The organism is Halobacillus sp. AWH4_228 (genome assembly GCF_056158365.1).
In genome coordinates, this window is the sequence record NZ_JBSWTE010000001.1 from 1,294,130 (window position 1) to 1,317,554 (window position 23,425).

At 47.9% G+C, this 23,425-nt stretch carries 25 protein-coding genes and 1 riboswitch; of the genes, 15 read left to right on the forward strand and 10 right to left on the reverse strand.

Going from position 1 to position 23,425, the window contains the following annotated elements:
* Nucleotides 1–58: 58 nt before the first annotated feature.
* Together ACXADP_RS06390 and ACXADP_RS06395 are read right to left on the reverse strand one after the other, a co-directional pair.
* A complete protein-coding gene (locus tag ACXADP_RS06390; protein WP_474971114.1) occupies nt 59–1,240 on the reverse strand; it encodes a MalY/PatB family protein in 1,182 nt (393 codons plus the stop codon).
* Nucleotides 1,241–1,432: 192 nt separating this feature from the next.
* Nucleotides 1,433–1,789 (reverse strand): helix-turn-helix domain-containing protein, encoded by a 357-nt coding sequence (locus ACXADP_RS06395; protein ID WP_027956454.1) that lies wholly within the window; start codon nt 1,787–1,789, stop codon nt 1,433–1,435.
* A gap of 167 nt (nt 1,790–1,956) precedes the next feature.
* On the opposite strand from ACXADP_RS06395, the gene yugI reads away from it, so the two are divergent.
* Nucleotides 1,957–2,340 carry a S1 domain-containing post-transcriptional regulator GSP13 gene (yugI, locus tag ACXADP_RS06400; protein WP_027956455.1) on the forward strand — a complete coding sequence of 128 codons (384 nt, stop codon included), beginning with the start codon at nt 1,957–1,959 and terminating at the stop codon, nt 2,338–2,340.
* A 40-nt stretch (nt 2,341–2,380) separates the two neighbouring features.
* On the opposite strand, the gene ACXADP_RS06405 is transcribed toward yugI, so the two are convergent.
* The gene (locus ACXADP_RS06405; RefSeq protein WP_474969279.1) at nt 2,381–2,626 is read right to left on the reverse strand and encodes a DUF378 domain-containing protein; all 246 of its coding nucleotides are present in this window, start codon (nt 2,624–2,626) and stop codon (nt 2,381–2,383) included.
* Between the two features lie 141 nt (nt 2,627–2,767).
* Between ACXADP_RS06405 and ACXADP_RS06410 the strand changes: the two genes are divergently transcribed.
* The 3 genes from ACXADP_RS06410 to ACXADP_RS06420 all read left to right on the forward strand — a co-directional run bounded on the left by ACXADP_RS06410 (nt 2,768) and on the right by ACXADP_RS06420 (nt 5,940).
* Nucleotides 2,768–3,934, forward strand: a complete 1,167-nt coding sequence (locus ACXADP_RS06410; RefSeq protein ID WP_474971115.1) for an iron-containing alcohol dehydrogenase — start codon at nt 2,768–2,770, stop codon at nt 3,932–3,934.
* A gap of 158 nt (nt 3,935–4,092) precedes the next feature.
* Nucleotides 4,093–5,439, forward strand: coding sequence for a glucose-6-phosphate isomerase (locus ACXADP_RS06415; protein WP_474971116.1), 1,347 nt, complete (start codon nt 4,093–4,095; stop codon nt 5,437–5,439).
* An 84-nt stretch (nt 5,440–5,523) separates the two neighbouring features.
* Nucleotides 5,524–5,940 (forward strand): YugN-like family protein, encoded by a 417-nt coding sequence (locus ACXADP_RS06420; protein WP_474969276.1) that lies wholly within the window; start codon nt 5,524–5,526, stop codon nt 5,938–5,940.
* On the opposite strand, the gene ACXADP_RS06425 is transcribed toward ACXADP_RS06420, so the two are convergent.
* Nucleotides 5,923–6,921: a potassium channel family protein gene (locus ACXADP_RS06425; RefSeq protein WP_474969275.1), complete on the reverse strand. Its 999-nt coding sequence runs from the start codon at nt 6,919–6,921 to the stop codon at nt 5,923–5,925. The genes ACXADP_RS06420 and ACXADP_RS06425 overlap by 18 nt on opposite strands.
* A 92-nt stretch (nt 6,922–7,013) precedes the next feature.
* Nucleotides 7,014–7,571 (reverse strand): thioredoxin family protein, encoded by a 558-nt coding sequence (locus tag ACXADP_RS06430; RefSeq protein WP_474971117.1) that lies wholly within the window; start codon nt 7,569–7,571, stop codon nt 7,014–7,016.
* A gap of 179 nt (nt 7,572–7,750) precedes the next feature.
* On the opposite strand from ACXADP_RS06430, the gene ACXADP_RS06435 reads away from it, so the two are divergent.
* From ACXADP_RS06435 to ACXADP_RS06445, 3 genes are all read left to right on the forward strand, one after another.
* Entirely contained in the window at nt 7,751–8,749 is a 999-nt protein-coding gene (locus ACXADP_RS06435; RefSeq protein ID WP_474972293.1) for a M20/M25/M40 family metallo-hydrolase, read from the forward strand.
* A gap of 423 nt (nt 8,750–9,172) precedes the next feature.
* Nucleotides 9,173–9,385 carry a hypothetical protein gene (locus ACXADP_RS06440; protein WP_474969272.1) on the forward strand — a complete coding sequence of 71 codons (213 nt, stop codon included), beginning with the start codon at nt 9,173–9,175 and terminating at the stop codon, nt 9,383–9,385.
* A 132-nt stretch (nt 9,386–9,517) separates the two neighbouring features.
* Complete coding sequence (locus ACXADP_RS06445; protein WP_474971118.1) at nt 9,518–10,429, forward strand: methyl-accepting chemotaxis protein; 912 nt, start codon at nt 9,518–9,520, stop codon at nt 10,427–10,429.
* A 49-nt stretch (nt 10,430–10,478) separates the two neighbouring features.
* Here the strand turns inward: ACXADP_RS06445 and ACXADP_RS06450 are convergent, their stop codons facing one another.
* Nucleotides 10,479–11,186 carry a hypothetical protein gene (locus ACXADP_RS06450; protein ID WP_474969270.1) on the reverse strand — a complete coding sequence of 236 codons (708 nt, stop codon included), beginning with the start codon at nt 11,184–11,186 and terminating at the stop codon, nt 10,479–10,481.
* Nucleotides 11,187–11,467: 281 nt separating this feature from the next.
* The gene (locus tag ACXADP_RS06455) at nt 11,468–12,178 is read right to left on the reverse strand and encodes a hypothetical protein (protein WP_474971119.1); all 711 of its coding nucleotides are present in this window, start codon (nt 12,176–12,178) and stop codon (nt 11,468–11,470) included.
* A 193-nt stretch (nt 12,179–12,371) separates the two neighbouring features.
* Nucleotides 12,372–12,518, forward strand: a riboswitch (FMN riboswitch).
* Between the two features lie 160 nt (nt 12,519–12,678).
* On the opposite strand from ACXADP_RS06455, the gene ACXADP_RS06460 reads away from it, so the two are divergent.
* On the forward strand, nt 12,679–13,281 hold the full coding sequence (locus ACXADP_RS06460; RefSeq protein WP_027956467.1) for an ECF transporter S component: 603 nt from the start codon (nt 12,679–12,681) through the stop codon (nt 13,279–13,281).
* Nucleotides 13,282–13,517: 236 nt separating this feature from the next.
* On the forward strand, nt 13,518–13,826 hold the full coding sequence (locus ACXADP_RS06465; protein ID WP_474971120.1) for a hypothetical protein: 309 nt from the start codon (nt 13,518–13,520) through the stop codon (nt 13,824–13,826).
* Between the two features lie 38 nt (nt 13,827–13,864).
* Here the strand turns inward: ACXADP_RS06465 and ACXADP_RS06470 are convergent, their stop codons facing one another.
* The 3 genes from ACXADP_RS06470 to ACXADP_RS06480 form a co-directional block, all read right to left on the reverse strand.
* Entirely contained in the window at nt 13,865–14,245 is a 381-nt protein-coding gene (locus tag ACXADP_RS06470) for a TraR/DksA C4-type zinc finger protein (RefSeq protein WP_474969267.1), read from the reverse strand.
* 33 nt (nt 14,246–14,278) lie between these two features.
* The gene (locus ACXADP_RS06475) at nt 14,279–14,674 is read right to left on the reverse strand and encodes a hotdog fold thioesterase (RefSeq protein WP_474971121.1); all 396 of its coding nucleotides are present in this window, start codon (nt 14,672–14,674) and stop codon (nt 14,279–14,281) included.
* Between the two features lie 124 nt (nt 14,675–14,798).
* A complete protein-coding gene (locus ACXADP_RS06480; RefSeq protein WP_474971122.1) occupies nt 14,799–15,740 on the reverse strand; it encodes a 1,4-dihydroxy-2-naphthoate polyprenyltransferase in 942 nt (313 codons plus the stop codon).
* A 223-nt stretch (nt 15,741–15,963) separates the two neighbouring features.
* Here ACXADP_RS06480 and ACXADP_RS06485 point away from each other — a divergent pair, with 223 nt between their 5' ends.
* The 6 genes from ACXADP_RS06485 (at nt 15,964) to menC (ending at nt 23,400) form a co-directional block, all read left to right on the forward strand.
* Nucleotides 15,964–17,355, forward strand: a complete 1,392-nt coding sequence (locus tag ACXADP_RS06485; protein ID WP_474969265.1) for an isochorismate synthase — start codon at nt 15,964–15,966, stop codon at nt 17,353–17,355.
* Nucleotides 17,355–19,100 carry a 2-succinyl-5-enolpyruvyl-6-hydroxy-3-cyclohexene-1-carboxylic-acid synthase gene (gene menD, locus ACXADP_RS06490; protein ID WP_474969264.1) on the forward strand — a complete coding sequence of 582 codons (1,746 nt, stop codon included), beginning with the start codon at nt 17,355–17,357 and terminating at the stop codon, nt 19,098–19,100. Before ACXADP_RS06485 ends, menD begins: the two co-directional genes overlap by 1 nt.
* Nucleotides 19,090–19,887 (forward strand): 2-succinyl-6-hydroxy-2,4-cyclohexadiene-1-carboxylate synthase, encoded by a 798-nt coding sequence (gene menH / locus ACXADP_RS06495; RefSeq protein WP_474969263.1) that lies wholly within the window; start codon nt 19,090–19,092, stop codon nt 19,885–19,887. Before menD ends, menH begins: the two co-directional genes overlap by 11 nt.
* A gap of 59 nt (nt 19,888–19,946) precedes the next feature.
* Complete coding sequence (gene menB / locus ACXADP_RS06500) at nt 19,947–20,765, forward strand: 1,4-dihydroxy-2-naphthoyl-CoA synthase (RefSeq protein ID WP_206933628.1); 819 nt, start codon at nt 19,947–19,949, stop codon at nt 20,763–20,765.
* Nucleotides 20,766–20,842: 77 nt separating this feature from the next.
* Nucleotides 20,843–22,300 carry an o-succinylbenzoate--CoA ligase gene (locus tag ACXADP_RS06505; RefSeq protein ID WP_474969262.1) on the forward strand — a complete coding sequence of 486 codons (1,458 nt, stop codon included), beginning with the start codon at nt 20,843–20,845 and terminating at the stop codon, nt 22,298–22,300.
* Entirely contained in the window at nt 22,297–23,400 is a 1,104-nt protein-coding gene (gene menC / locus ACXADP_RS06510) for an o-succinylbenzoate synthase (protein ID WP_474969261.1), read from the forward strand. Before ACXADP_RS06505 ends, menC begins: the two co-directional genes overlap by 4 nt.
* Nucleotides 23,401–23,425 lie beyond the last annotated feature (25 nt).

Below are 23,425 nucleotides of genomic sequence, written 5' to 3' on the forward strand. Positions count from 1 at the left end.
GAATGATGGAATAAAAAAAGGCTGCCGTTTTTTAAGGCAGCCTTAGTTTTCATTCGATTTAAGATTGTTCAAAGGTCTGGACAGCTTTGATGATGCGTGTGACACCTTCTTCAAGTGTAGACATCGGAGCAGCCAGGTTGAGGCGCATAAAGCCGCGGCCTTCTTCTCCGAAGGACGCACCGTCGTTTAAGCCGACACGGGCCTCTTTCTGCATGAACTTCTTCAATTCCGTCTGGGAAAGTCCCATGTGTGTACAGTCCAGCCATAACAAATACGTTCCTTCGATCGGTAGCGCACGCACCGATTTTGTTTCGTTCTCCAGCCGCTGAATCACATAGTCGCGATGGTCCTTCAGCACTTCTGTCAATGTGTCAACCCAGTCGGATCCATGGTTATACGCAGCTTCCATCGCTGTAATACCAAGGGTGTTCAACATCATCATGCCTTGATTTTTAAAATGTTTATCCAGCTTTTTCTTGTCTTCCTTGTTTGCAGTAATAACATAGGAAGCCTGAAGACCGGCAAGGTTGAATGTTTTCGTAGGAGAAAGGCATGTGACCGTCTGCTGGTTCGTTTCTTCAGAAAGAGAAGCCATGGGTATATGCTTGTTCGGTGGCAGAATCAAATCGGCATGAATTTCATCCGCTGCGATTTTCACACCGTGCTTCCGGCAGATCCGGCTCATTTCTTCCAGTTCCTGCTTCGTCCATACCCTCCCGACAGGATTGTGAGGGTTGCATAGGATAAACATGGTAACCTGATTGTCTTTGATTTTGTTCTCGAAATCTTCAAAGTCTATTTCGTACCTGTCCTCTTTATGAAGGAGTGGGTTTTTTACGATATGTCTGCCATGGTCTTTGACAACACTGTAGAACGGAGGATAAACCGGTGTCTGGATAAGAACGTTGTCGCCGATTTCCGTCAACGATTGAATAATCATGTGCAGAGATGGAATGACACCCGGGCTGAACGTGATCCAGTCCGTTTCTGTTTCCCATCCGTGACGATTACGAAGCCATCCTGTAATGGACTCCTTCACATCCTGATCCGGGATGGTGTATCCGAAGATGCCGTGTTCGACCCTTGAGGTCAGTGCGTCTGTGACAGCCTGTGGTGTCTTGAAATCCATATCGGCCACCCACATCGGCAGGACATCTTTATCTTGATAAAAGTCTTCAATGAGATCCCATTTGACCGAGCGTGTCCCGGTTCTTGGGGTGTATTTTTGAAATTCTTCCAAAGTACTCGCCTCCATCAGCCATTTTTCCTTATCATAACCGAAACCAGGTCCTTCATGAAACTAACTTGTTCGGGAAGGAATTTTGGCCGAAAAAAAAGCAAAGCGAACGTTCGCTTTGCTTACACAGGGGGAATACGAGAAAGTCTTACGTTATTTAATATAACCCTGTTTCATAGTTTATAAACCTCTTTTTTAATTTTTCTGCTGATTCAGGTCATAAAGCAGATTCATAGCCCGAAGTACGTCCTGTTCTGAAAAGTCACGGGCTTTCCTTAAGATCAGTTTAGAGCTTTTGACGCCGATGTCCTGAACCAGCTGTGTAAGTTCTTCGTCAAAAGGAGATTCATCTTCATCGTGGAATTCCATCAGTTCGGAAGCGGGAATATCCAGAACCGTCGAAATTTTCAAGACGGTATCAAGTTCTGGTGTGCGCTCATTAGATTCATAACTTTCCAGTGTGTGAACGCCCATCCGGGCTTTGAGAGCCAGTTCCTCTTTCGTGAATTTCTTCATTTCCCTGTACTTTCGGATATTGTTTCCTACGGACATACGCTGAACCCTCCTTTATTCTTTTTTCTAGTATATCACGCTGCGGACAAATGATGTCTGAACGATTCGTGAACATAGACGGGATATTGCTTATTTCGCGTCTTTGTGGTAAAATCATTTATTGCGTGAAAAGAAGCGAATATTTAATGAATCAGGAGTTGTATAGCATGTCAGAGAAGTTCCAAGAAGGTCAAGTATTAGAAGGTAAAGTCACAGGCATTCAGCCCTACGGCGCGTTTGTAGCATTGGATGAGCAGGTTCAAGGTCTTGTACACATTTCCGAGGTTACTCACGGTTATGTGAAAGATATTAATGAGCACCTTTCTGAAGGAGATGAAGTTCAGGTTAAAATTCTGAACATCGATGAGAAGAGCAACAAATATTCTCTATCCATCCGTGCGACTCAGGAAGCACCTAAACAGCAGGAGCGTCGTCCACGTAAACAAGCGGCTCCAAAACAGCAGGAAGAAGCTGCAGGCTTCAACACGCTGAAAGACAAGCTTGAAGACTGGATCAAACAGTCTGATGACCGCGAAAAATTCCGCAAATAAGGAATGAAGAAGAGACCAGGGCCTTCCCTGGTCTCTTTTTTTATTCCTGTTCAACAGCTGTGTCAGCCGGTACATCACTATTTTGTGCTGCGGGGATGAAATAAAGGGAAATGGCAATAAGTCCGCTGATCCCTACAGCCGTATAAATGAGACGCGCAAGGAATGCACGCTGCTCACCACCGCCAAACAGCCCGGCAACGAGATCATACTGGAAAAGTCCGATGAGTCCCCAGTTGATGGCGCCGATGATGATCAGCAGGAGAGCCGTCCGTTGTATCCAGCTCATATACAGACCTCCTTTTCTTCTATTGGAATTAGTATGGATCTCAAAGCCGATGTTCATTCCAGACAGCATTTCTTTTGAGATTCTTCAAATTATCGGGGATAATAGGAAAGCACGTTAAGAACAGAAAGGAGCTTCCAATCCATGGATACATTTACATTTCATAACCCAACCAAACTGATCTTTGGTAAAGATCAAATTGAACAACTGCCCGGCCAGCTGCCGGAAGGGACGAAAAAAGTCCTTGTTGTTTATGGTGGGGGCAGTATCAAGAAAAACGGCGTTTATGACCAGGTCATGGACCAGCTGAAAAAAGCTGAGGCTGAAGTTCTTGAGCTTTCCGGAGTTGAACCCAACCCTAAACTGACAACGGTCGAAAAAGGGGTGGAGATTTCCAAACAGGAAAATGTTGATTTTCTTCTTGCTGTCGGTGGCGGTAGTGTGATTGATGCTACGAAAACCATCGCTGCAGGTGCTAAATATGAAGGTGCCCCTTGGGATCTCGTCACCCGCCAGGCGACACCTGAAGATGCTCTTCCATTCGGTACAGTGCTGACGCTTGCAGCGACAGGCTCTGAAATGAATGCGGGCGCTGTTATTACCAACTGGGAAACGAATGAGAAATACGGATGGGGTGCGGCTCCATTGACCAACCCGGCCTTCTCTATTCTTGATCCGGCCTACACAGCAACGGTTCCTGAAGATCAGACGGTATATGGCATTGTCGATATGATGACACACTTGTTCGAACAGTATTTCCACAATCCGACACCGTCTCCTGTACAGGATGAGATGATTGAAGGTGTCCTTCGCTCTGTCATTGAAACAGGTCCGAAGCTGCTTCAAAACCTTGAATCCCTGGAGCATCGTGAAACGATCCTTTATGCAGGTACGCTTGCACTGAACGGGATGATGCAGATGGGTTACCGCGGAGACTGGGCAAGCCATAACATCGAGCACGCGGTATCAGCGGTTTATGATATCCCGCATGCCGGTGGACTGGCGATTCTGTTCCCGAACTGGATGAAGCATAACCTTGAGGTTAATGTTTCCCGTTTTGCCCGTCTTGGTGAAAAAGTGTTTGGTGTAGAAACAGAAGGGAAATCAGAGCGTGAAGTGGCTGAAGAAGGTATTCAGGAACTTCGTAAGTTCTGGACATCTCTTGGTGCCCCCCAAACGCTTGCTGACTATGACATCGGCGATGATAAGTTTGACGTAATCGTTGACCGTGCGATGAAACGCGGACCATTCGGTAACTTTAACAAGCTTCACGAAAAAGATGTTCAAGAAATCCTTGAAATGTCTAAATAAGGGGTAAAGAAAAAAGGCGCGGAGATCCGTGCCTTTTTCTTTTCCAAAACATTTTCCTTATGTATCCGTTTACAAATGGAGCTTTGCTTGATTTGCTATGGAGGTTTCGATAAAGTGAAATTGGTCAGGTATAAAATTGACAATCTGGAGGCTATCATATGACACATATTCGTTTTGATTATGAAAAAGCGCTGCCATTCTTTGGCGAACATGAATTGGAATATATGCAGGGAGCTGTATCGACAGCACACCAGGCACTCCATGAAAAAACTGGCGCAGGTAATGATTTTCTAGGGTGGGTCGATCTTCCCGAGGACTATGACAAGGAAGAGTTCGCCCGCATTAAAAAATCCGCAGAAAAGATTAAATCCGACTCAGACGTGCTTCTTGTCATCGGTATCGGCGGTTCATACTTAGGGGCGAGAGCAGCTCTTGAAATGCTCAACCACAGCTTCTACAACACGTTGGCGAAGGAAGACCGTGACACCCCTCAGGTCTTCTTCGTAGGAAACAGCATCAGTGCTCCATACATGAATGAGCTGTTTGACGTTCTTAAAAATAAAGATGTTTCCATTAACGTCATTTCTAAAAGCGGAACGACGACAGAGCCGGCGATTGCGTTCCGTATCTTCCGTAAGTTCCTGGAGGACAAATATGGGCAGGAAGAAGCTCAGAAACGCATTTATGCTACGACAGATGCCAACAAAGGGGCATTGAAGACGCTTGCTGATGAGCAGGGATACGAATCCTTTGTCGTCCCTGATGATGTGGGCGGTCGTTATTCTGTCCTTACTGCTGTTGGACTGCTTCCAATCGCAGCGAGCGGCATTGATATTGATGCCATGATGGAAGGGGCGCAGAAGGCCCGCCAGGAGCTGAGTGCCGAAAAGCTTTCCGAGAACCCGGCCTATCAATATGCGGCGGTGCGTAACGTCCTTTACAACAAAGGCAAAACGATTGAAATGCTGATCAACTATGAGCCATCCCTTCAGTACTTCTCTGAATGGTGGAAGCAGCTGTTTGGTGAAAGTGAAGGAAAAGACCAGAAGGGGATCTTCCCGGCTTCTGCCAACTTCTCTACAGATCTTCACTCTCTTGGACAATATGTTCAGGAAGGACGCAGAGACTTGTTTGAGACGGTTCTTCACGTGGAGACGCCAAGCTCTGACATGACCATTGAAGAAGATGATCAGAACCTTGACGGGTTGAACTACCTGGCTGGAAGCACCGTGGACAAGGTCAATGGAAAAGCCTACCTTGGTACAATGCTGGCGCATACAGATGGGGACGTTCCGAACTTGATTGTCCACCTTCCGAAGCGTGATGCCTACACGTTTGGTTATCTCGTTTACTTCTTCGAGAAAGCCTGTGCCATCAGCGGCTATCTTCTCGGTGTCAATCCGTTTGACCAGCCTGGAGTGGAAGCATATAAGAAGAATATGTTCGCCCTTCTTGGCAAGCCGGGATTTGAAGAAGAAAAAGAAAAACTCGAAAAACGCCTGTAAAGCAAAAAAAGCGCGGTTCATCCATGAATTGGATGAGCCGCGCTTTTTTTATTGGGCATAGTAAAACGTAAAGGAGGAATGACAATGATACCTTTAACCTCTTCATTGACGGGACAGGTCTTTTCTTTTCAGGATGCAGAAGCAGCTTTGAAAACAATCGGATTTAAACTGGCGGACAACTGGGATTATGAACACGGCTATTTTGATTATAAAATTGACGACCGCGTCGGCTATCAATTTATCCGCCTGCCTTTTGTAGTGACGTCCGGATCCCTTGATGCCCCTTCCGATTACGCCATGATCGAAATGACGGAACCGTTTCTGCTTTCTCATAAATACAATCCCGGCCTTGACGACAATGTAAAAGAAGGAAACATACGGGCCATTTTTGACCAGTTCCAGGAGCCCGTGGATAAAGATGCCTCTTTTCCAGAAGAACACATCCAATCAGGTCAAGAACTTCTTCAGGCCGCGGAAGAGGTGCTACTTTCTCAGAGGTGAGAACAATATGAGCTCATCTCCCTTTTCCAATTCGATGCTTTCGTCAAGGTGAAACGACAGCTCTCCATTTTTTCGGATGCCGATAATCTGGCATCCTTTTTTCAAGAAAAACTCGTATGCCGTTAATATCGGGTGGCCTGCGAGTGTTTCGGGAACTTTCTCTTCGTGAAATTGACGCTCGGTCAACAGGGAAAGGAGGAGCTCAAATGGTTTGACTGGATCATTGCGGTAAAGCTCCTGGTAAAACAGGCTGCTCATAAAGTCATTGGAGCGGATGATCGTACTGGCGCCGGCCCGCTGCGCGTTAATTTTCTGGCGGTCCGTCAGTACTTCCGCAATAATGAACAATTCCGGGTGATGCCCTTTCAAGGCGACGATCTGATGGATCACGGCCTGATCCGACTGCTGTTCTTCCATGGATGGGTCGGCCGTAATGATGGCCATCCGGGCTTCTTTAATATTGGCATGCTCCAGCGTGTCTTCATTTGTCGCACTGCCGCTGATAAAGTGGACGCTCGGCAGGCGCTGATAAAACTGGTTCATAGTCTGGTCAATCATAACGATCCGTTCGTGAAGGTTCTGGTCCTGCAGCATATCAATCAAATGGCGGGTCCGCTCGTTCCAGCCGATCAGGACAATGTGATCGGCTCCCTTATACGCAACACGACCTTCGGACAAACTCGTTTCATGCTTCACCGTAGAAGCAGACAATGTGGCCATATAAAAGGTGACGAGCCCTCCTCCTGAGAGGATTAATAGAATAGCCACAGCTTTCCCGGCAGGACTTAAAGGCACATAGTCCCCGTACCCAACAGTGGCACCTGTTACGAATGCCCACCATAATCCGTCAAAAAAGGTGGGGAAGTTCTCAGGTTCTATGATATGGATAATGATGCCGAATAACGTCATCGTGAAGAAAACCGTACTTAACAGGCGGACAAATAAAGGCAGTTGAAAGTAAAGGCGGATGAGGTGCTGCATAACCCGGCCCCCTTTTTTACCTACAGTATGGCTTTAATCCGGGCAAAACAAACGTAAAAAGAACCTGCTTCAAGGAGAAAGCAGGTTTTGCTTTATCGGGATTTGATGGTCTGTTTCATATCTTCATAGACGTACTGCCACAGCTCCTGGTTATCGCGGAAGGCTTTTGTAACGAAAAGCAGGACTTCCCTGCGCTTTTCTTCATAATCCGGTGCTTCTTTATCGGGGAGGCTTGTCAGAGAATCGGCTACGTACTGTTCCAGCTCCGGTGCCCGAGGACCCCAGACGGCTGATTCTTTCCCTTCTGGATCGATCAGAATAATTTTTGGAATCGATCGGGATGTGCCATTTGTTAAATAGCGGTCCATCAGCTCCGGGTTATCATCCCGGAGGAAAAAGCGCGTATCGATCTGACCGGCTTCTGCAATTCTGAGGAAAATAGGCAGGTTCAGCATTGCATCGCCGCACCAGTCTTCGGTCAGTATCAAAGCTCTCCACTGTTTGTTCTGTACGTTTTCAAAAAGGGGTACATCCTCCACTTGTGTAGAGAAGTGTTCATATATGTACAAAAAATCATTTTGGTGGGACTGCATCTGATCCACATATTCCTGAGGATGCATGCCTTCATAAAACTGCTGGTTCAAGTCCATAAGAAATTCTCCTTTCTATTGCCTACCCATTCCTTTTCCCTAAAAAGAACAGAAGTATGCATCCGTATGAAGTCCGTCTGGTTTTTTGTTAAGATAATTACGAAGGAGGGTGTTTACCTGTGGAAAAAGAACGTCTGGACTTTCTATTGGAATTGTTAAATACCCCGTCTCCGTCAAGTATGGAGATGGAAATACAAAAACGCTGGATCGCAGAAATGCGTCCGTATGCAGATGAGATTCAAACCGATCATGCCGGCAATGCGATTGCTGTGCTCAACCCGGAAGCGGATTTCAAAATCATGCTGGCCGGTCACTGTGATGAAATTGCTCTTGTCGTCAATCGGATCGATGAGGACGGGTATGTGTATGTCGATAAGATGGGCGGCATTAACCCTAAAGCAGCCGTTGGGATGAAAGTGAGTATTCAAGGTCATGGCGGGACGTTAACAGGCGTCATTGGAGTCAATGCCCAGCACCATGGTGGACTGAAGGGAGACTTCGGACTTGAAGAACTGTTTATCGACTGCGGAGCCAAGTCCAAGGAGGAAGTCGAAAAGTTCGTACAGATTGGCGATCTGGCCGTTTATAAAAGGGAACCGGAAGTCCTGATGGACCGTTACATAGCCGGCCGTGGTCTTGATAACCGGACCGGCCAGTTCGTTGTCGGAGAAGTGCTGCGCCGCTTATCTGAGAAAACATTGAATGTCGGTGTATATGCAGCGAGCACGGTGAATGAAGAAACGAATATGGGCGGTGCCTATTTTGCCGCAGCCGGCGTAGAACCTACGATGGCCATTGCCTGTGACGTGACGTTCGCTACTGATTATCCGGGTGTAGACAAGCGGAAACACGGGGACGTCCGTCTTGAAAAGGGTCCGGTACTTGCTAAAGGAGCTCCGATTAACCGCAAGATTAATCAACTGCTGGAAAAGACAGCTGCCTCTCTCGATATGGATGTTCAATATGAACTGACTCCCAGAGCGACAGGTACGGATGCTGACAAGATGCGGTTGACAGGGAAAGGGGTGCCGGTCAGTCTTGTCTCGCTCCCGCTTCGGTATATGCATTCCCCTGTAGAAACAGCGAGCATTCAAGATATGGAAGAGGAAATCACCCTTCTTGTCGAAATGATTGCCGGCATGACGGGAAAAGAAAGCTTAAATCCACTGGATGAATAAAGAGATTGAAACCTGTTTTTCCTTCAATAAGTCAGGGATTTTGTGAACCGCTTATCGGTGGATGCTTACTGCGGGCACGGACTCAGCGGTTCCTGCAGGCGTTATCACCGGGCACTCATCGTGCATTCACCTGAAGTAATAGGGAAGAGAGAAATTGGCACCTGTTTGACAATCCTCTTTTTGTCCAAACCATCGTGTCCAGTGCTCATAGATCCATCCAGCTGTTGAGCTCCATGTTTAACAGCTGAATGGATCTTACATGAAAAACAATGGCTCTCACAAAGTCCGATATCACCAACCATCTGTCTGTAAAGTGTTTTATACGAGCCACTCCCTTAATGTCCTATAGTATGTTGTTTATTTTTATGCATATTTGGAGACACTAGCCGATATAATCTTCTATAGTGTTAAGGAGTGATCGGCATGGACCGTGAAGCACTGCATCAGCAGATTGTAATGTTGAAAGGAAGAATCAATGCCGGCCAAATTCACGTTCAGGGGTATGATGACTACATTATGCTTCAGTTAGGAAAAGTAAAAGACAGTGAAGACGGCCTCGTAGACGTCTCAACGGTGTCTGCAACACTGAGGCTGCTGTTGGACGCGACGGATAAAGTGGATGGTCCTGCTCATTAGGAGCGGGATTTTTTTATGCATTTTTTTGCATGATCCCGGTTCATTTTCAAGACTGTTCAGGAACCGCCTCTGTTATACTGAAATCAAGACGATTGGATTTAAAAACTTTGCAATTTCTGGAGGCGGAGGAATTTGGATTGGGATGTCGTAGAAAAAGAAACGACCCATGTCGAATTGTTTAAAGCGGTGGAAGATCATCTGGCCCTCATATTTTTTGGGAAGGACCGCAGGGTATCCTATGCGAACGATATTTTTGCACAGACGATGAACTATCGGAAGAGCCGTGATTTGATAGGCAGGCACCATAAGGAGTTCTGCTTCAGTGATTTCACGGAAAGCAACGCCTATGAACAATTCTGGCGTGCGTTGTGGAATGGGAAAAGCTTTCAGGATAAGATCAAGCGCAAAGATGCATCAGGTCATGAAGTGTGGCTGGAAGCTACTTATATGCCTGTATATAAGAATGGGAGCATAACAGGGATAATGAAGGTGGCTTCTGACATCACAGCGAGGCAGAATGAATTAAATGGGACGGTGGAAAAGCTTCAGAGTGTATCCTTGGACTTGAACACCAGGGCTGAGGATGGGATGGAGGAGCATGAGGCTTTGAACAGTCAGATTGCTCTCATTAATGAGACTTCCAAAGAGAACACGAAAACACTGGAAGGTTTGAAAATACAGGCGCAGAACATCCAGGGTGTCGTGAAGACCATTAAGGATATTGCCTCCCAGACGAATCTTTTGTCATTGAATGCTGCTATAGAAGCCGCAAGGGCTGGGGAGCACGGTCGAGGATTTGATGTGGTTGCGAAGGAAGTCCGGAAGCTCTCCAACAAAGTGGAGCATTCCATTGGAGAAGTCCGGGAAAATGTGGACCAGATTACGCAGGAGATTTCTCGTATCAATCAAGGAACCGAGATGATTCAGAAGGAACTGATGAAAGCACTGAATAACCTTGATGGTGCATCCCGTGGCTACCAGCAGGTTGTCGAAGCAGGAGAAGCCGTTAACAAAGAAGCGCAGTCCTTGAAGGAAATGATATAGCATGTCAGAAAAATAAGGGGGCCTATCACCTGATAGGCCCCCTTATTAATTATAGGATCCCTGTATCATCTGGAGCTGGGAAGGTGAAGGATGGAGGTGTCATGCTGTTTTGGCACCGGTCCTTGTTTAAGTCGCAAACATTGCCGTGGGCATCCCGGATAACCGGGCGGGTGACAGTAATGGTTGTTTTAAGGATGATTTTCACAAGGATTCCATCGACAAGACTCAATCCAGCTAAATCTACTACAGGAACTCCTTCCTGAGTGAAGATTCCTTCAACTTCAAGCGGTGATTCCTGCAGGGTGTCCTGCGGGCATGCACCAGGGAAATCTGTGTGTTCCTGGAACGGAATGGTTGTCGAAAGGGTAACTAATTCCAACCCTAGAATGTTTGTGCGGATGTTGATTGTAGCGGGGATCAGTCCGATGTTAACGACTTTATTTTTGATGATTCTTGCATTCATTGTGATGTTATTCAAGTCAGGAACGACTTCAATTGATAAGATTCCGGCAATAGTAATTGCACCAAAAAGGGATAGAGGAAGCGTTGTTTCAGCAACCTTCTGCACTTCTTTTGTACCAACCAGAGCATTTTCTACAAAGCAGTCGCTGTTTAGTTTAGCCGGCTTCATTTCAGGTTTTTTGAAGCTGCACTTACATCCGGACGGACAATACTGTTTTTTCTCGCCTTTCTCTTTTTTCTTAGGAAACTTCATCGGCAGTTTCCCGGGCACGGAAATTTTCCTGCAGTGCGCCATATTTCTTCCACCTTTATCAATAAATTTGTGTTGTACATAGGTATACTATTCCTGAAGAGATGGACGGTGTAGGCCGGTGTGATAGATTTACTGGAATAGGCTGTAAGATTCGTTTAGATGCTGCTGAAAGAACTTCCTGATCACGGACGCGGCTGTCTGCAGCAAACCGGTTTATCGGTCATGGACTCCGCACAGAAGGGCATTTGTTTTAAGGAATGATAGGTAATGGAATGATAAAAGAGAGCTTATCGATAAGCTCTCTTTCCTTCCAAATGAAAAATTTAGTCGTCTTCGGATCCGGAGAAAGTGAAGGATGAAGTTTCTGTGTCCTGCTTGCAGCGGTTGGGGTTCAAATCACAAACGTTGCCGTGCGCGTCACGAATGACAGGTCTTGTAACCGTAATGGTGGTTTGAAGAATGATTTTCACAATGATCCCGTCTACCAGCCCTAATCCAGCCAGATCGACAACGGGAACTCCCTCCTGCGTAAAAATCCCTTCGACTTCGAGTGGTGTTTCTGTCAGGGTATCTTCCGGACATGCCCCGGGGAAATCCGTGTGGGCTTGGAATGGGATGGAAGTATTCAATACACCAGTTCCCAAGGCACCATCGTTATCAAGGAAACTGACAGTCACTACAGCCGGAATTAAACCAATGTTGACGACTTTGTTTTTAATGATCCGGGCGTTCATAGTGATATTCTCCAGATTAGGGACGACTTCTACAGACACCAGGCTGCCAATTGTAATTCCGGTAGCTGCGAATAAACCGAGTGGCAGGGTGGATTCAGCTACTTTTTGAACCTGTTTTGTCCCAACCAGAGCATTTTCTACAAAGCAGTCACTGTTTAGTTTGGCGGGCTTACGTTCAGGCTTTTTAAAATGACACTTACATCCGGATGGACAGTCATGTTTTGTCTCGCCTTTCTCTTTTTTCTTAGGAAACTTTATCGGCAGTTTCCCTGGAACGGAAACTTTCCTGCAATTCGCCATGTTTTTCCACCTTTATCCATAATATTGTGTGGTACATTGGTATCGTATTCATCCCCGGATAGCCGGTGTAGGCCAATGATAGATTTAACAGATCTGCTTTTTGATCAAAACAGAGGAGGGAAACGGCCGTCAGAACTTCCTGCTTGCACAGAGTACAGGTTTTGTATAAAATAAAGATACAAAATTATATTGATTCCATCTTCGGGGCAGGGTGAAATTCCCGACCGACGGTAAGAAGGCATAGTGACCTTTAAGTCCGTGACCCGTGCAGTTCTTCTGCATGGCTGACCTGGTGAGAGTCCGGGACCGACAGTTACAGTCTGGATGGGAGAAGATGTCGAGCGGAACAGGCAGCGCATGCTAGATATGCTGCCTCTATTTAGCCGTGGACCAAGACCATCCCTAAGCCCAATGCTTCAGGGGTTTTTTTATTGGTCAGGCTCAGCCGCTCACCTTCATCTGGGATGTGAATCAATGTGTAAAGATGAAGGGGGAGATCGATGATGAACCGTTATCCGGCTCAGTCATCAAGAAAATTATTTACATTGATTACGATTGCTTTGTTTGGGACCATTTCCATGGTTCTGATGCTGCTGAACTTTCCGCTGCCGCTGCTTCCGCAGTACTTGAAAGTGGATTTCAGTGATGTTCCTGCCCTGCTTGCAGGCATCATGTTTACACCCGCAGCAGGCATCCTTGTTGAAGCGTTAAAAAATGGTCTTTATTTTATATATACCGGTGCAGGAGATCCGGTGGGAGTGGTCGCAAACTTTGCCGCAGGCCTCTTGTTTATCCTTCCGGTTACGATGATCTATCATAAATTCAAGAGTGTTAAATCGCTTGTATCAGGACTTGTGACGAGTTCTCTGATTATGGCGTTCGGCATGGGTGTACTGAACTACTTTGTCATCCTTCCGGCCTACAGCTGGTTCATGGGATGGGAAACGATGAGTGCACAAGTGAAATGGATAACAGTAGTAGCAGGGATTCTGCCATTCAATGCTCTTAAAGGAATCATTGTGAGTGCACTGTTCACCCTGCTCTTTGTACGGATGAAACCTTGGATCGAACAGAAAAGTCCGCGGTCCTCATCCGCAGCGTAAAGGGAGAGCCGGCGAGTTATGAACTCGCCGGCTCTTTTTATATCGAAAAGGAAAATGATATAGAGGAAAGAATATCCTTCCCTTATAGAAAAACATAAGGTTTTTTTCAAGATGCTGGCTGGGGTGTCAGGGTCTTTATCTATGAGCTGGAAAACCAGTGCGTTCTCCCATGTGTAAAAGCATCGTAAAAGGAGAAAGTAAACATGCTCTTACTATTTTGAAAGAGGTGTTTATGGATGAAAAAAATCATGGGAGCTGCTTTGCTGGTGATGGTTACATTAAGTGGCTGCGGAATGAACGGGAACGAGGATGGGCCGGAGGATATCAATTATGAGCCTGCCCGTTATGAACGTACAGATAGGAATGAAATGCCGGAGGAACAGCGTTTCCGCAACAACCGGGAGCACCAGGACATCGATGAAATGAGACGGGATTATGAAAGGGATGTGCGTCAGAACGGGGAACGGGATACGCCGTTCAATATGGACGAAGAAGAGCCGGATTTAGATGAAGAACCTTCCGAACAGCTTCGTGAGATGGATTGACAAAAAAGGATGCCGTTTTGATGACGGCATCCTTTTTATCAGGCATCCTTTTCTATTTCCCGTTCTTCTTCAACGGTGTAGCGGGCGGTTGGAAGAGCTTCAAGTCTTTCGACAGGGATTGGGTCCCCTGATTTCTCACTGACGCCGTAACGGCCTTCCTCGATTCGTTTCAGGGCATCTTCCGCTGCCATGTGCTTCTCCCTTGCCTGTTCATAAAACGTCTGGCGTTTTTCCCGTTCGTGCTGATCTGTACCAAGGTTTCCCGGGTGGTCCGCGACACTGGAGATTTCCCCTGTACGGTCATTCGGATAAAGCTCCTTGGCATCATCCTCTTTGTACTTTTCCATTTCCTGTTCAGCTTCTTCTTTCATTTCTATGATCTGTTGTTTGAATTGTTGAATCTGCTTGTCTGATAACATGCTTCATGTCTCCTTCCTTTTTATAAGGATGGCTTACTTTTTTAAAGGGACAACCCCGAGGGTGCATCGGGAAATACAGAGCAGCGTGCCTGATTCATGGACGATACGGATTTCCCACACCATTGTCGTTTTACCAATATGGGAAGGGACGGCTGTTGCTGTCACCCAGCCTTCTCTTGCGCTCTTTATATGGTTGGCGTTGATTTCAATACCGAAGACCTGCTGCTCGTTGGTATCGATGTTTAAAAATCCGCCGATACTTGCGGCGCTTTCAGCCAGGGCAACGTTCGCACCGCCGTGGAGGAACCCCATCGGCTGATGAGTGCGAGCATCCACTGGCATGCGCATTTCCACTGCATCCGGTTCTGCTTTCATGACTTCCATCCCCAGGGCTTCCATCAATGTATTCTTCATCACCATCTCATTCATAGTCATCCCATCCTTTATGTAATATTCCCATTGATCCAATGGTCAAACCTATAGAAAAGAAGGATGGTTCTCCATCCTTCTTTCAGACAATGGTGTAATGTGTTTACGCCGTTTCCCTTTTATATCAAAGAGGGAAGTACAGTTGTATAAGCAGCGACAATCCGAGTAGGAATCCATACAGGGTATTCGTCTGCGCTGTTGCTTTCATAGCCGGCATCATTTCCAGGGGTTCTTTTTTTCCTATAAATCCCTGAATGGCCTTTCTGGCTTTTCCTAAACTAATGAGAGTCACCAGCGACCACCATGGCAGGAGGCCGATCATCATTAGGACAGCCGTCCAAATATAAGCGATGGCAAAGAGAGCTGTCAAAAAGCGGATGGATCCTTTATGGCCGAAAAGGATCGCTAACGTTTTCCTGCCGTTTTCAGCATCGTTTTCCCTGTCGCGGATATTGTTCGCTAACAGGATGCAGCCGACGAAGATGGCGACGGGAACAGAAACGATCAGCACATCTGCGGTTAGCGTCATCGTTTGGATATAGTAGCTGATCGCTATTATGATGGTGCCCATAAAGAAGCCTGCTGTCAGTTCACCGAGCGGTGTATAGGCGATGGGAAACGGTCCGCCGGTGTAAAGATAACCGAACAACATGGATACCAGTCCGACAGCAGCCACCCACCAGCTGGAGGAGGCACATATATAGACACCGAGCAGTCCGGCAGCAGCGAAAAAGCTGAGAGCCAGCAGCAATACCATCTGCGGACGGATCCCGTCACGGACAATGGTCCCTCCAATGCCGACGGAGTTCTCATTATCCAGCCCCCTGACATAATCGTAGTATTCGTTAAACATGTTCGTAGCCGCTTGAATGAGAATGGAAGCCAGCAGCATGGCTGCGAACAACCAGAAATTAAAGGACTGTTCGATGGCGGCCAGCATCGTCCCGACGAAAACGGGGACAAAAGCAGCCGTCAAGGTGTGGGGGCGCAGCAGTCTCCACCACACCTGAAAACCTTCACGTTCATTCAAGGAAGCTTTTATATTTTGGTTTTGTATGGAACTCATGGATGTTCTCTCCCTTGTCATTCTACAATTTTTATGATAACAATTTAAGTTTAGGGAAAGAGTCCCGGGGTGTCAATCATTCGGTGAAAATGCTCCTGGAAGGTAAGATTTCTTGAGTCAATAGAAAAAAGAGAATAAAATAGAGAGTGGTGCATGCAGTTCCATTTAACTGTGTAGTAAATATGGATTACTCAACGTCCCTTAAGGAATGGGAGGAATGAATATGCTTCATACGAAGGCCCCTCATATAGAAGAAATAGCAGGGGAAGCCCTTCAGAGAGCGCATCTTCTTGGGGAACCTCAATGTATAAGTATCGTTGAACATATAGATGATATGGATGCTTTTCAGTTTTTTCATACCGGTGAGGCGGTTGATCTTCACCGGACGTTCTGGCAGAGTGCGGATAATGACTTGACGATGGTCGGCATCGGACGGGCCAGCCAGCTTTACGCCGAACGTGCTGATCGTTTTCAGGAAGTGCAGAGATTGTGGCAGAAGCTTATGGACAATGCTGTTGTCTATGACGATTATCAGAAAAAGGGTACAGGATTAACCGCCTTGGGGGGATTCAGCTTTGATCCGGGAGAAGCGGAGGAACGTCTGTGGGAAAGCTTCCCCGACAGTCAGATGACAATTCCGGCTTTTCTGCTCACGAAAGTGGACGGGGCTTCTTACTTAACAATGAATGTTCTCATTTTCCCCGAAGACCATTTGAAGCAGATGGTCCATCAGCTTTTGGAGCAGCGCGGAATGCTGCTTCAATCCGAAACTTTTGAACCATTATTTCCCGTAGTGACTGGCAGGGAGGAAATAGCGCCTGCCCAATGGAAAGAAACGGTGAAGAAAGCAACAGAAGATATCAGACAGGGAAAAATCAGCAAAGTTGTCCTGGCCAGGGAACTGCGTCTGAAGTTTCAGGATGCTGTTCAGGCCGCTTCTGTGATTAAGGAGCTCGCTGATTCACAGCCGAACAGCTATATTTTCGCCTTTGAGAGCCAGGGGGATTACTTTGTCGGCGCTACTCCTGAGCGGCTTGCCAAGCTTGAAAGCCGCACGCTTGTATCTACCTGTCTGGCAGGAACAATACCGCGGGGAGCTACGTCTGAAGAGGACGAGGCACTCGGGCTGGAGCTGTTGAACGATTCAAAAAACCGCCAGGAACATCAATTTGTCGTAGATATGATTAAAGAGGCGGTGGAAGCCTGTTCCAGCGCAGTCTCGATTCCGGAAGCTCCTGTGCTGTACCCGTTGAAAAATCTTCAGCACTTGTATACGCCTGTAACGGCCGTACTGGATGAAGGGTATACGCTTCTGGATGTTGTTGAAAAACTTCACCCGACACCAGCCTTAGGCGGGATGCCGCAGAAGGAAGCCGTTTCCTATATCCGTCAGTATGAGCGTTTGAACAGAGGGTGGTATGCCGGTCCTGTAGGCTGGTTTGATGCAAAGAATAACGGCGAGTTCGCGGTTGCCATCCGCTCCGCGCTTATTCAACAGGATAAGGCGTCCTTATTTGCGGGATGTGGTGTGGTGGAAGATTCCGACCCACAGGCGGAATATGAGGAAACGGCTGTTAAACTTAAGCCGATGCTGACAGTTTTAGGAGGCTTGTAATGGGACATGTGGAAGCTTTAACGAAGTATGTGACACATTTTGTCGACCAGCTTGCATTTTCAGGAGTGAGACAGGTTGTTATTTCTCCGGGGTCCCGGTCTACGCCGCTGGCCCTGACATTTGCTGAGCATTCAGAGGTGAAACACTGGGTTCACCTTGATGAACGCTCAGCTGCTTTTTTTGCCTTGGGGATAGCCAGGCAGACCAATGAGCCGGTGGCTCTTGTCTGTACGTCCGGGACAGCCGCCGCCAACTATTATCCCGCTGTCGTGGAAGCGTACTACAGCCGTGTTCCACTCGTAGTTCTGACAGCGGACAGGCCGCACGAGCTGCGTGAAACCGGTGCTCCTCAGGCCATCAATCAGCTCCAGATGTATGGCAGTTACGCAAAATTCCATGTGGATTTAGCGCTTCCCGAGGAAAATAACTTCATGTATGCACGAAGACAGGCGGCAAGAGCTGTAGGGGAGGCCGTCACTGGACAGCAGGGTCCGGTTCACTTAAACCTTCCTTTCAGGGAGCCGCTCATCCCTGACTTTTCCCTGGAAGGGGCCTGGCGCGGGGACACGCCTCCCGTTCCGGTTCCTTCAGCAGGGAAAAAACAGCTCGATTCACAGGCGCTCAGTCATCTGTTGGAGCAGCTTGGACGTTTGGATAAAGGACTGATCGTCGTAGGTCCTCAAATTGATGAGGAGCTCGCGGAAGCTGTCACGGACCTGGCTGCCCGCCTCGGCATTCCGGTTTTTGCTGATCCTTTATCCCAGCTCAGGGCCGGGGATCACGATAAACGGCATGTTATTGAAAGTTACGGGGCCCTGCTGAAATCCTCCTGGGTAAAAGAGAACATGAAGCCGGACTACATTCTCCGTTTTGGAGCCATGCCTGTATCCAAAACGTACTTGAAGTGGGTTCAGCACCATAAGGAGGCCGTCGAACATTTTGTTGTCGATGATGAACCCGGATACCGGGAGCCGGCAGGGCTTGCTGTCCAGTATATCTGGGCAGAATCCGTGGAACTCTGCCGCCGGTTAGCTGCTGAACTTCCGGAGGGGAATGTTCAGACACCGTGGCTTGCAGAGTGGCAGCAGATGAACACGATTTCCAAAACTGAAATGATGAAAGACCCGGGTAAAGCGTTGAACGAAGGGCATGCGGTGGCTTACCTCGCTGAGGCTCTTCCGGATCAGTCCACCTTTTTTATTGGAAACAGTATGCCGATCCGGGATGTTGACAGTTTCTTCATGTCGACGCCGAAGCGGGTGACCATGATGGCCAACCGGGGAGCCAACGGGATTGACGGTGTCATTAGTACAGCGCTCGGTACGGCGGCGGCCGGACAGAAAACAACACTGCTTCTTGGGGATATTTCCTTCTTCCATGATATGAACGGTCTTTGGATGGCGAAAAGTCAGGGGCTTCCTTTGACCATTGTCGTCATCAATAATGATGGGGGAGGCATTTTTTCTTACCTGCCTCAGTCTAAGGATCCGAAGCATTTTGAGGAACTATTTGGGACGCCGCTTGGACTCGACTTGAAGCCGGCGGTTGAAATGTATGGAGGCCGCCACTTACGCGTGCAGACGTGGGAGGAGTACCGGCAGTCGGTGTCCGAAAGCGCCTCGTCCCAACAGCTGACGGTGATTGAAGCAATGGTCAGCCGTGATGATCATGTCGACTTTCATAATACACGTTGGAATGATGTGCATGATGCAGTGATACGGTGGAGGGAAAACGATGAACAGTAATATAAACGGCCGCGAATACGGAGTGGAGCGGACAGGAAGAGGAGAGCCTCTCCTCCTTCTTCACGGATTTACCGGTACGTCCGGGACCTTTGACGAAGTATTGTCGTATGTAACAGGATCTTATGATATTGTTAAAGTCGACCTGCCCGGCCATGGGAGCACAGGTCCGATGGGGGCGATTTCCATGGAGCGCTTCTGCAGGGATCTTCATGAACTACTTGATCGTTTGGAGATCGAACAGGTTCATCTGCTTGGATATTCACTGGGCGGCAGGGCTGCGCTTTCCTTCGCTATGCTTTACCCACATAAAGTGAAAAGTATCCTGCTGGAAAGTGCTTCTCCGGGTCTTGCTTCAACGGAAGAACAGCTGGCGAGACAGGCAAAGGATAAAGCGCTGGCTGATATGCTTCTGCGGGAAGGTCTGAATGCTTTCGTTGATTACTGGGAGCAGATGCCTCTCTTCCGTACGCAGGACCGCCTTCCGGAAGAGAGGAAGCAGCAGATCCGGAGTGAGCGCCTCAGCCAGCAGGGCCGGGGTCTTGCGGAATCACTTTCGGGAATGGGGACGGGCCATCAACCGTCGTGGTGGGAACAGTTAACCACTTTAACCGTTCCTGTCTGTCTTATTACAGGGGCAGAGGATGAGAAGTTCCAAAACATCAATAAACAGATGTCTGAACTTCTGCCTGAAGTCCATTGGAAAGAGGTGGAAGGGGCCGGACATGCCGTACACCTTGAGAAACCGCGAATTTTTGCTAAAATTGTAGATAGCTTCATGTTAAAATAGTCAATGAAAGCGTTTTTCATGAGGGTATATAGATGAAACATAATGAAGGAGGAAATGATATGTCTTTTGATTGGATTCAAGATCGCGAGTACGAAGATATTATGTACGAGCGTTTCGAAGGGATTGCTAAAATTACGATAAATCGTCCGGAGGTCCGCAACGCGTTCCGTCCACAGACGGTTTCCGAACTGATCGACGCATTTGCCTATGCCCGTGACGATTCCAGAATTGGTGTGATTGTTCTTGCCGGAGCCGGTGATGATGCATTTTGTGCCGGAGGTGACCAGAAAGTACGTGGGCACGGTGGATATGTCGGCAACGACCAGATCCCACGCTTGAACGTCCTGGATCTTCAACGTTTGATCCGTGTTATTCCTAAACCGGTCGTAGCTATGGTTTCCGGTTATGCTATTGGTGGAGGTCACGTCCTACATATTGTCTGTGACCTGACGATTGCTGCTGATAATGCGATCTTCGGCCAGACTGGACCGAAAGTCGGCAGCTTTGACGCCGGTTACGGCGCTGGTCTTCTTGCGCGTATCGTCGGCCATAAGAAAGCCCGTGAAATCTGGTACCTGTGCCGTCAATACAGTGCAAAAGAAGCGGAAGACATGGGACTTGTCAACACGGTCGTTCCTTTGGAGGAGCTTGAAGCAGAAACGGTTCAATGGTGCCGTGAAATGCTGGATAAATCCCCGACAGCTCTGCGTTTTTTGAAGGCTTCCTTCAACGCAGATACAGATGGTCTTGCCGGTCTGCAGCAAATGGGTGGAGACGCAACACTTCTTTACTACACAACCGATGAAGCAAAAGAAGGCCGCGACGCCTTTAAGGAAAAGAGAAAACCTGATTTCGATCAGTTCCCTCGTTTCCCTTAATACGTGGACATCATAAACGAAGGGGCATTCCAAAGAAGGGAATGCCCCTTTTCCAATGAACGAAAGGAGAGAACGATATGGGGGAAAAGATTCCTCACTGGCTGGATAAACAAGCCTTTTTAAATCCGGAAAAAACAGCACTGGAAACACCAGAAGGAGACGTTTGGACATTTTCTGAACTTCAGGAAAGAAGCCGGCAGACGGCCCATTACTTGAAACGTATGGGAGTGGAGGAAGGTGATCATATTGCTTTTCTTTCAGGAAACGATATTCATTTTCCTGTGTTCATCCATGCGGTCAGTTATATAGGAGCTGTCGTCGTCTTGTTGAATACAAGGCTGACAGCCCCTGAAATCTCTTATCAGCTTCAGGATGCCGATGTCTCCCGAATGTTTTTTGCAGCCTCTTTAAGAGAGAAAGCACACCAAGCTGTTGAACAAACAGGGGTGAAGGCTGTGGAGTGCAGGAATGAACCTTCCGGGAGCAGGGAGGAAGGGGAATTGAAAAAAGAGATTGATTTTGATGCTCCCTATACGATGATGTACACATCCGGAACGACAGGAAATCCAAAAGCCGTGATTCACACCTATGGCAACCATTGGTATAGTGCGGCTGCTTCCGCTTTCAACCTTGGTTTGACGCCTGATGATAAGTGGCTCACCTGCCTGCCGCTTTTTCACGTCGGCGGTTTTTCTGTATTGATCAAGAGTGTGGTTTACGGAATGTCCGTGTACCTTATGGCTAAATTCGATCAAGAGCAGGTCCATGAAGCTGTGATGAATAAGGGCGTGACCCATGCGTCTGTCGTTACGGTGATGCTCCAGCATCTTGTGAAACGGGCGGGTTCATCCGGCTATCCGGATACGTTCCGCTGCATGCTGCTCGGAGGCGGCCCCGTTCCGAACGTGCTGTTAAAGAACTGCTCTCAAAAGGGAATCCCTGTTTTCCAGACCTATGGGATGACGGAAACCTCCTCACAAATTGCGACATTGAGCCCTGCTTCCGCTTTTGATAAAGCGGGATCTGCAGGAAAAGCATTGAGCCTTGCCGAGCTGTGGATCGACAGTCCGGTTCCCGGGGAGATTGGAGAAATCATTGTCCAAGGTCCGATGGTTTCGAAAGGCTATTATAACCGCCCTGCACGGCAGGAACCTTATATTCATACCGGGGATCTTGGGTATCAGGATGAGGACGGCTTTTTATATGTCGTCGACCGTGTGAAGGATATGATTATTTCCGGCGGTGAAAACGTGTACCCTGCTGAAATAGAAAGCGTGCTTACAGAAATCCCTGGTATTAAAGAGGCCGGCGTTACGGGGCGTCCGGACGATCGCTGGGGGGAAGTGCCGGCAGCTTTCCTTGTGGCGGAGGATGAGACGATCAGGGATGAGGACATCTACCGTTATGTCCATGAAAGGCTGGCGAAATATAAGCAGCCGGCTGATATATACTGGGTTCAGGAGCTGCCGCGAAACGCCTCCAACAAGTTACTGAGAAGGGAATTGTTTTCCCTGACAGAGGGCGGGGACCGATGAAAATCGAGAAAATCATCCTCAAAAAAATTGAGCTGAAGATGAAACATCCCTTCCGTACGAAAAGGGGAAGTCTAACGTCACGTCCGCTTATTATCGTTGAAGCTCACGATCGCTCAGGCTTGACCGGATATGGAGAGGTGACGGCATTTCCAGAGCCTTTTTATACGTATGAAACGACAGCCACGGCATGGCATGTCCTCGAGGGTTTTCTTATCCCTTTGTTGGCGGGAAACGCCCTTTCCCACCCAGCGCAGTTTCAGGAAATCGCAGCTTCCGTGCAGGGCCACCCGATGGCCAAAGCAGGATTGGAAGGCGCTGTCTGGGATCTTTATGCCAAACAGAAGGAAACAAGCCTTGCCTCTTTGATCGGTGGAACGAGGAAGATGGTACAGGCGGGAGCTGTCCTTAGTCTGAGTGACCACCTTGAGCAGGATATTGCTGAACTGCAGATGGAGGGCTATGAAAGGTATAAGCTTAAAATCATCAAAGGGAAGGAACGGGAAATGATTGAATCGGTTCGGGCTGCTTCTCCGGATCTGCCCATTATGATCGACGGGAACGGGCAGTATGATGAAGCGGATATGGAGAATTTGACCGCTTTGGATCGTTATGGCCTGCTGATGATAGAGCAGCCTTTCCGTTCCGGCGATTTTTATCTGCACCAGCAGCTACAGAAACAGATGCAGACACCGATCTGCCTGGATGAATCGGTGACCTCATTTCAAGATGCTGTACAGGCGGTTGAATTGGGAAGCTGCCGGATTATCAATGTGAAAATCAGCCGTGTAGGAGGATTGGCGGCCGCCAAAGAAATCCATGATTTCTGTGCCGCATCCGGAGTACCGGTGTGGTGCGGGGGTATGGTGGAATCAGGGATATCCAAAGCCCATAACCTTGCCCTTGCCTCTCTGCCTAATTTCACCATACCGGGAGACTTGTCCGGGTCGACGCGTTATTTTGAAGCTGATATTGTAAAGCCTCCCTTGAAAGTGCAGAAAGGCGCCTTACCTGTGCCTCAAGGTCATGGGATCGGCATAGAAGTCGATGAGGAAAAGCTGGCAGAGGCAACACAGCTGTCTTCCACCCATCTCCTTTCCTAAATGGACTCATAACCTTTCCCTTCAT

Coding starts and splice junctions, on each gene's coding strand:
- ACXADP_RS06395 (WP_027956454.1), bottom strand. CDS start 1,789: ATGTCCGTAGGAAACAATATCCGAAAGTACAGGGAAATGAAGAAATTC.
- yugI (WP_027956455.1), top strand. CDS start 1,957: ATGTCAGAGAAGTTCCAAGAAGGTCAAGTATTAGAAGGTAAAGTCACA.
- ACXADP_RS06405 (WP_474969279.1), bottom strand. CDS start 2,626: ATGAGCTGGATACAACGGACGGCTCTCCTGCTGATCATCATCGGCGCC.
- ACXADP_RS06410 (WP_474971115.1), top strand. CDS start 2,768: ATGGATACATTTACATTTCATAACCCAACCAAACTGATCTTTGGTAAA.
- ACXADP_RS06415 (WP_474971116.1), top strand. CDS start 4,093: ATGACACATATTCGTTTTGATTATGAAAAAGCGCTGCCATTCTTTGGC.
- ACXADP_RS06420 (WP_474969276.1), top strand. CDS start 5,524: ATGATACCTTTAACCTCTTCATTGACGGGACAGGTCTTTTCTTTTCAG.
- ACXADP_RS06425 (WP_474969275.1), bottom strand. CDS start 6,921: ATGCAGCACCTCATCCGCCTTTACTTTCAACTGCCTTTATTTGTCCGC.
- ACXADP_RS06430 (WP_474971117.1), bottom strand. CDS start 7,571: ATGGACTTGAACCAGCAGTTTTATGAAGGCATGCATCCTCAGGAATAT.
- ACXADP_RS06435 (WP_474972293.1), top strand. CDS start 7,751: ATGGAGATGGAAATACAAAAACGCTGGATCGCAGAAATGCGTCCGTAT.
- ACXADP_RS06440 (WP_474969272.1), top strand. CDS start 9,173: ATGGACCGTGAAGCACTGCATCAGCAGATTGTAATGTTGAAAGGAAGA.
- ACXADP_RS06450 (WP_474969270.1), bottom strand. CDS start 11,186: ATGGCGCACTGCAGGAAAATTTCCGTGCCCGGGAAACTGCCGATGAAG.
- ACXADP_RS06455 (WP_474971119.1), bottom strand. CDS start 12,178: ATGGCGAATTGCAGGAAAGTTTCCGTTCCAGGGAAACTGCCGATAAAG.
- ACXADP_RS06460 (WP_027956467.1), top strand. CDS start 12,679: ATGATGAACCGTTATCCGGCTCAGTCATCAAGAAAATTATTTACATTG.
- ACXADP_RS06465 (WP_474971120.1), top strand. CDS start 13,518: ATGAAAAAAATCATGGGAGCTGCTTTGCTGGTGATGGTTACATTAAGT.
- ACXADP_RS06470 (WP_474969267.1), bottom strand. CDS start 14,245: ATGTTATCAGACAAGCAGATTCAACAATTCAAACAACAGATCATAGAA.
- ACXADP_RS06475 (WP_474971121.1), bottom strand. CDS start 14,674: ATGAATGAGATGGTGATGAAGAATACATTGATGGAAGCCCTGGGGATG.
- ACXADP_RS06480 (WP_474971122.1), bottom strand. CDS start 15,740: ATGAGTTCCATACAAAACCAAAATATAAAAGCTTCCTTGAATGAACGT.
- ACXADP_RS06485 (WP_474969265.1), top strand. CDS start 15,964: ATGCTTCATACGAAGGCCCCTCATATAGAAGAAATAGCAGGGGAAGCC.
- menD (WP_474969264.1), top strand. CDS start 17,355: ATGGGACATGTGGAAGCTTTAACGAAGTATGTGACACATTTTGTCGAC.
- menH (WP_474969263.1), top strand. CDS start 19,090: ATGAACAGTAATATAAACGGCCGCGAATACGGAGTGGAGCGGACAGGA.
- menB (WP_206933628.1), top strand. CDS start 19,947: ATGTCTTTTGATTGGATTCAAGATCGCGAGTACGAAGATATTATGTAC.
- ACXADP_RS06505 (WP_474969262.1), top strand. CDS start 20,843: ATGGGGGAAAAGATTCCTCACTGGCTGGATAAACAAGCCTTTTTAAAT.
- menC (WP_474969261.1), top strand. CDS start 22,297: ATGAAAATCGAGAAAATCATCCTCAAAAAAATTGAGCTGAAGATGAAA.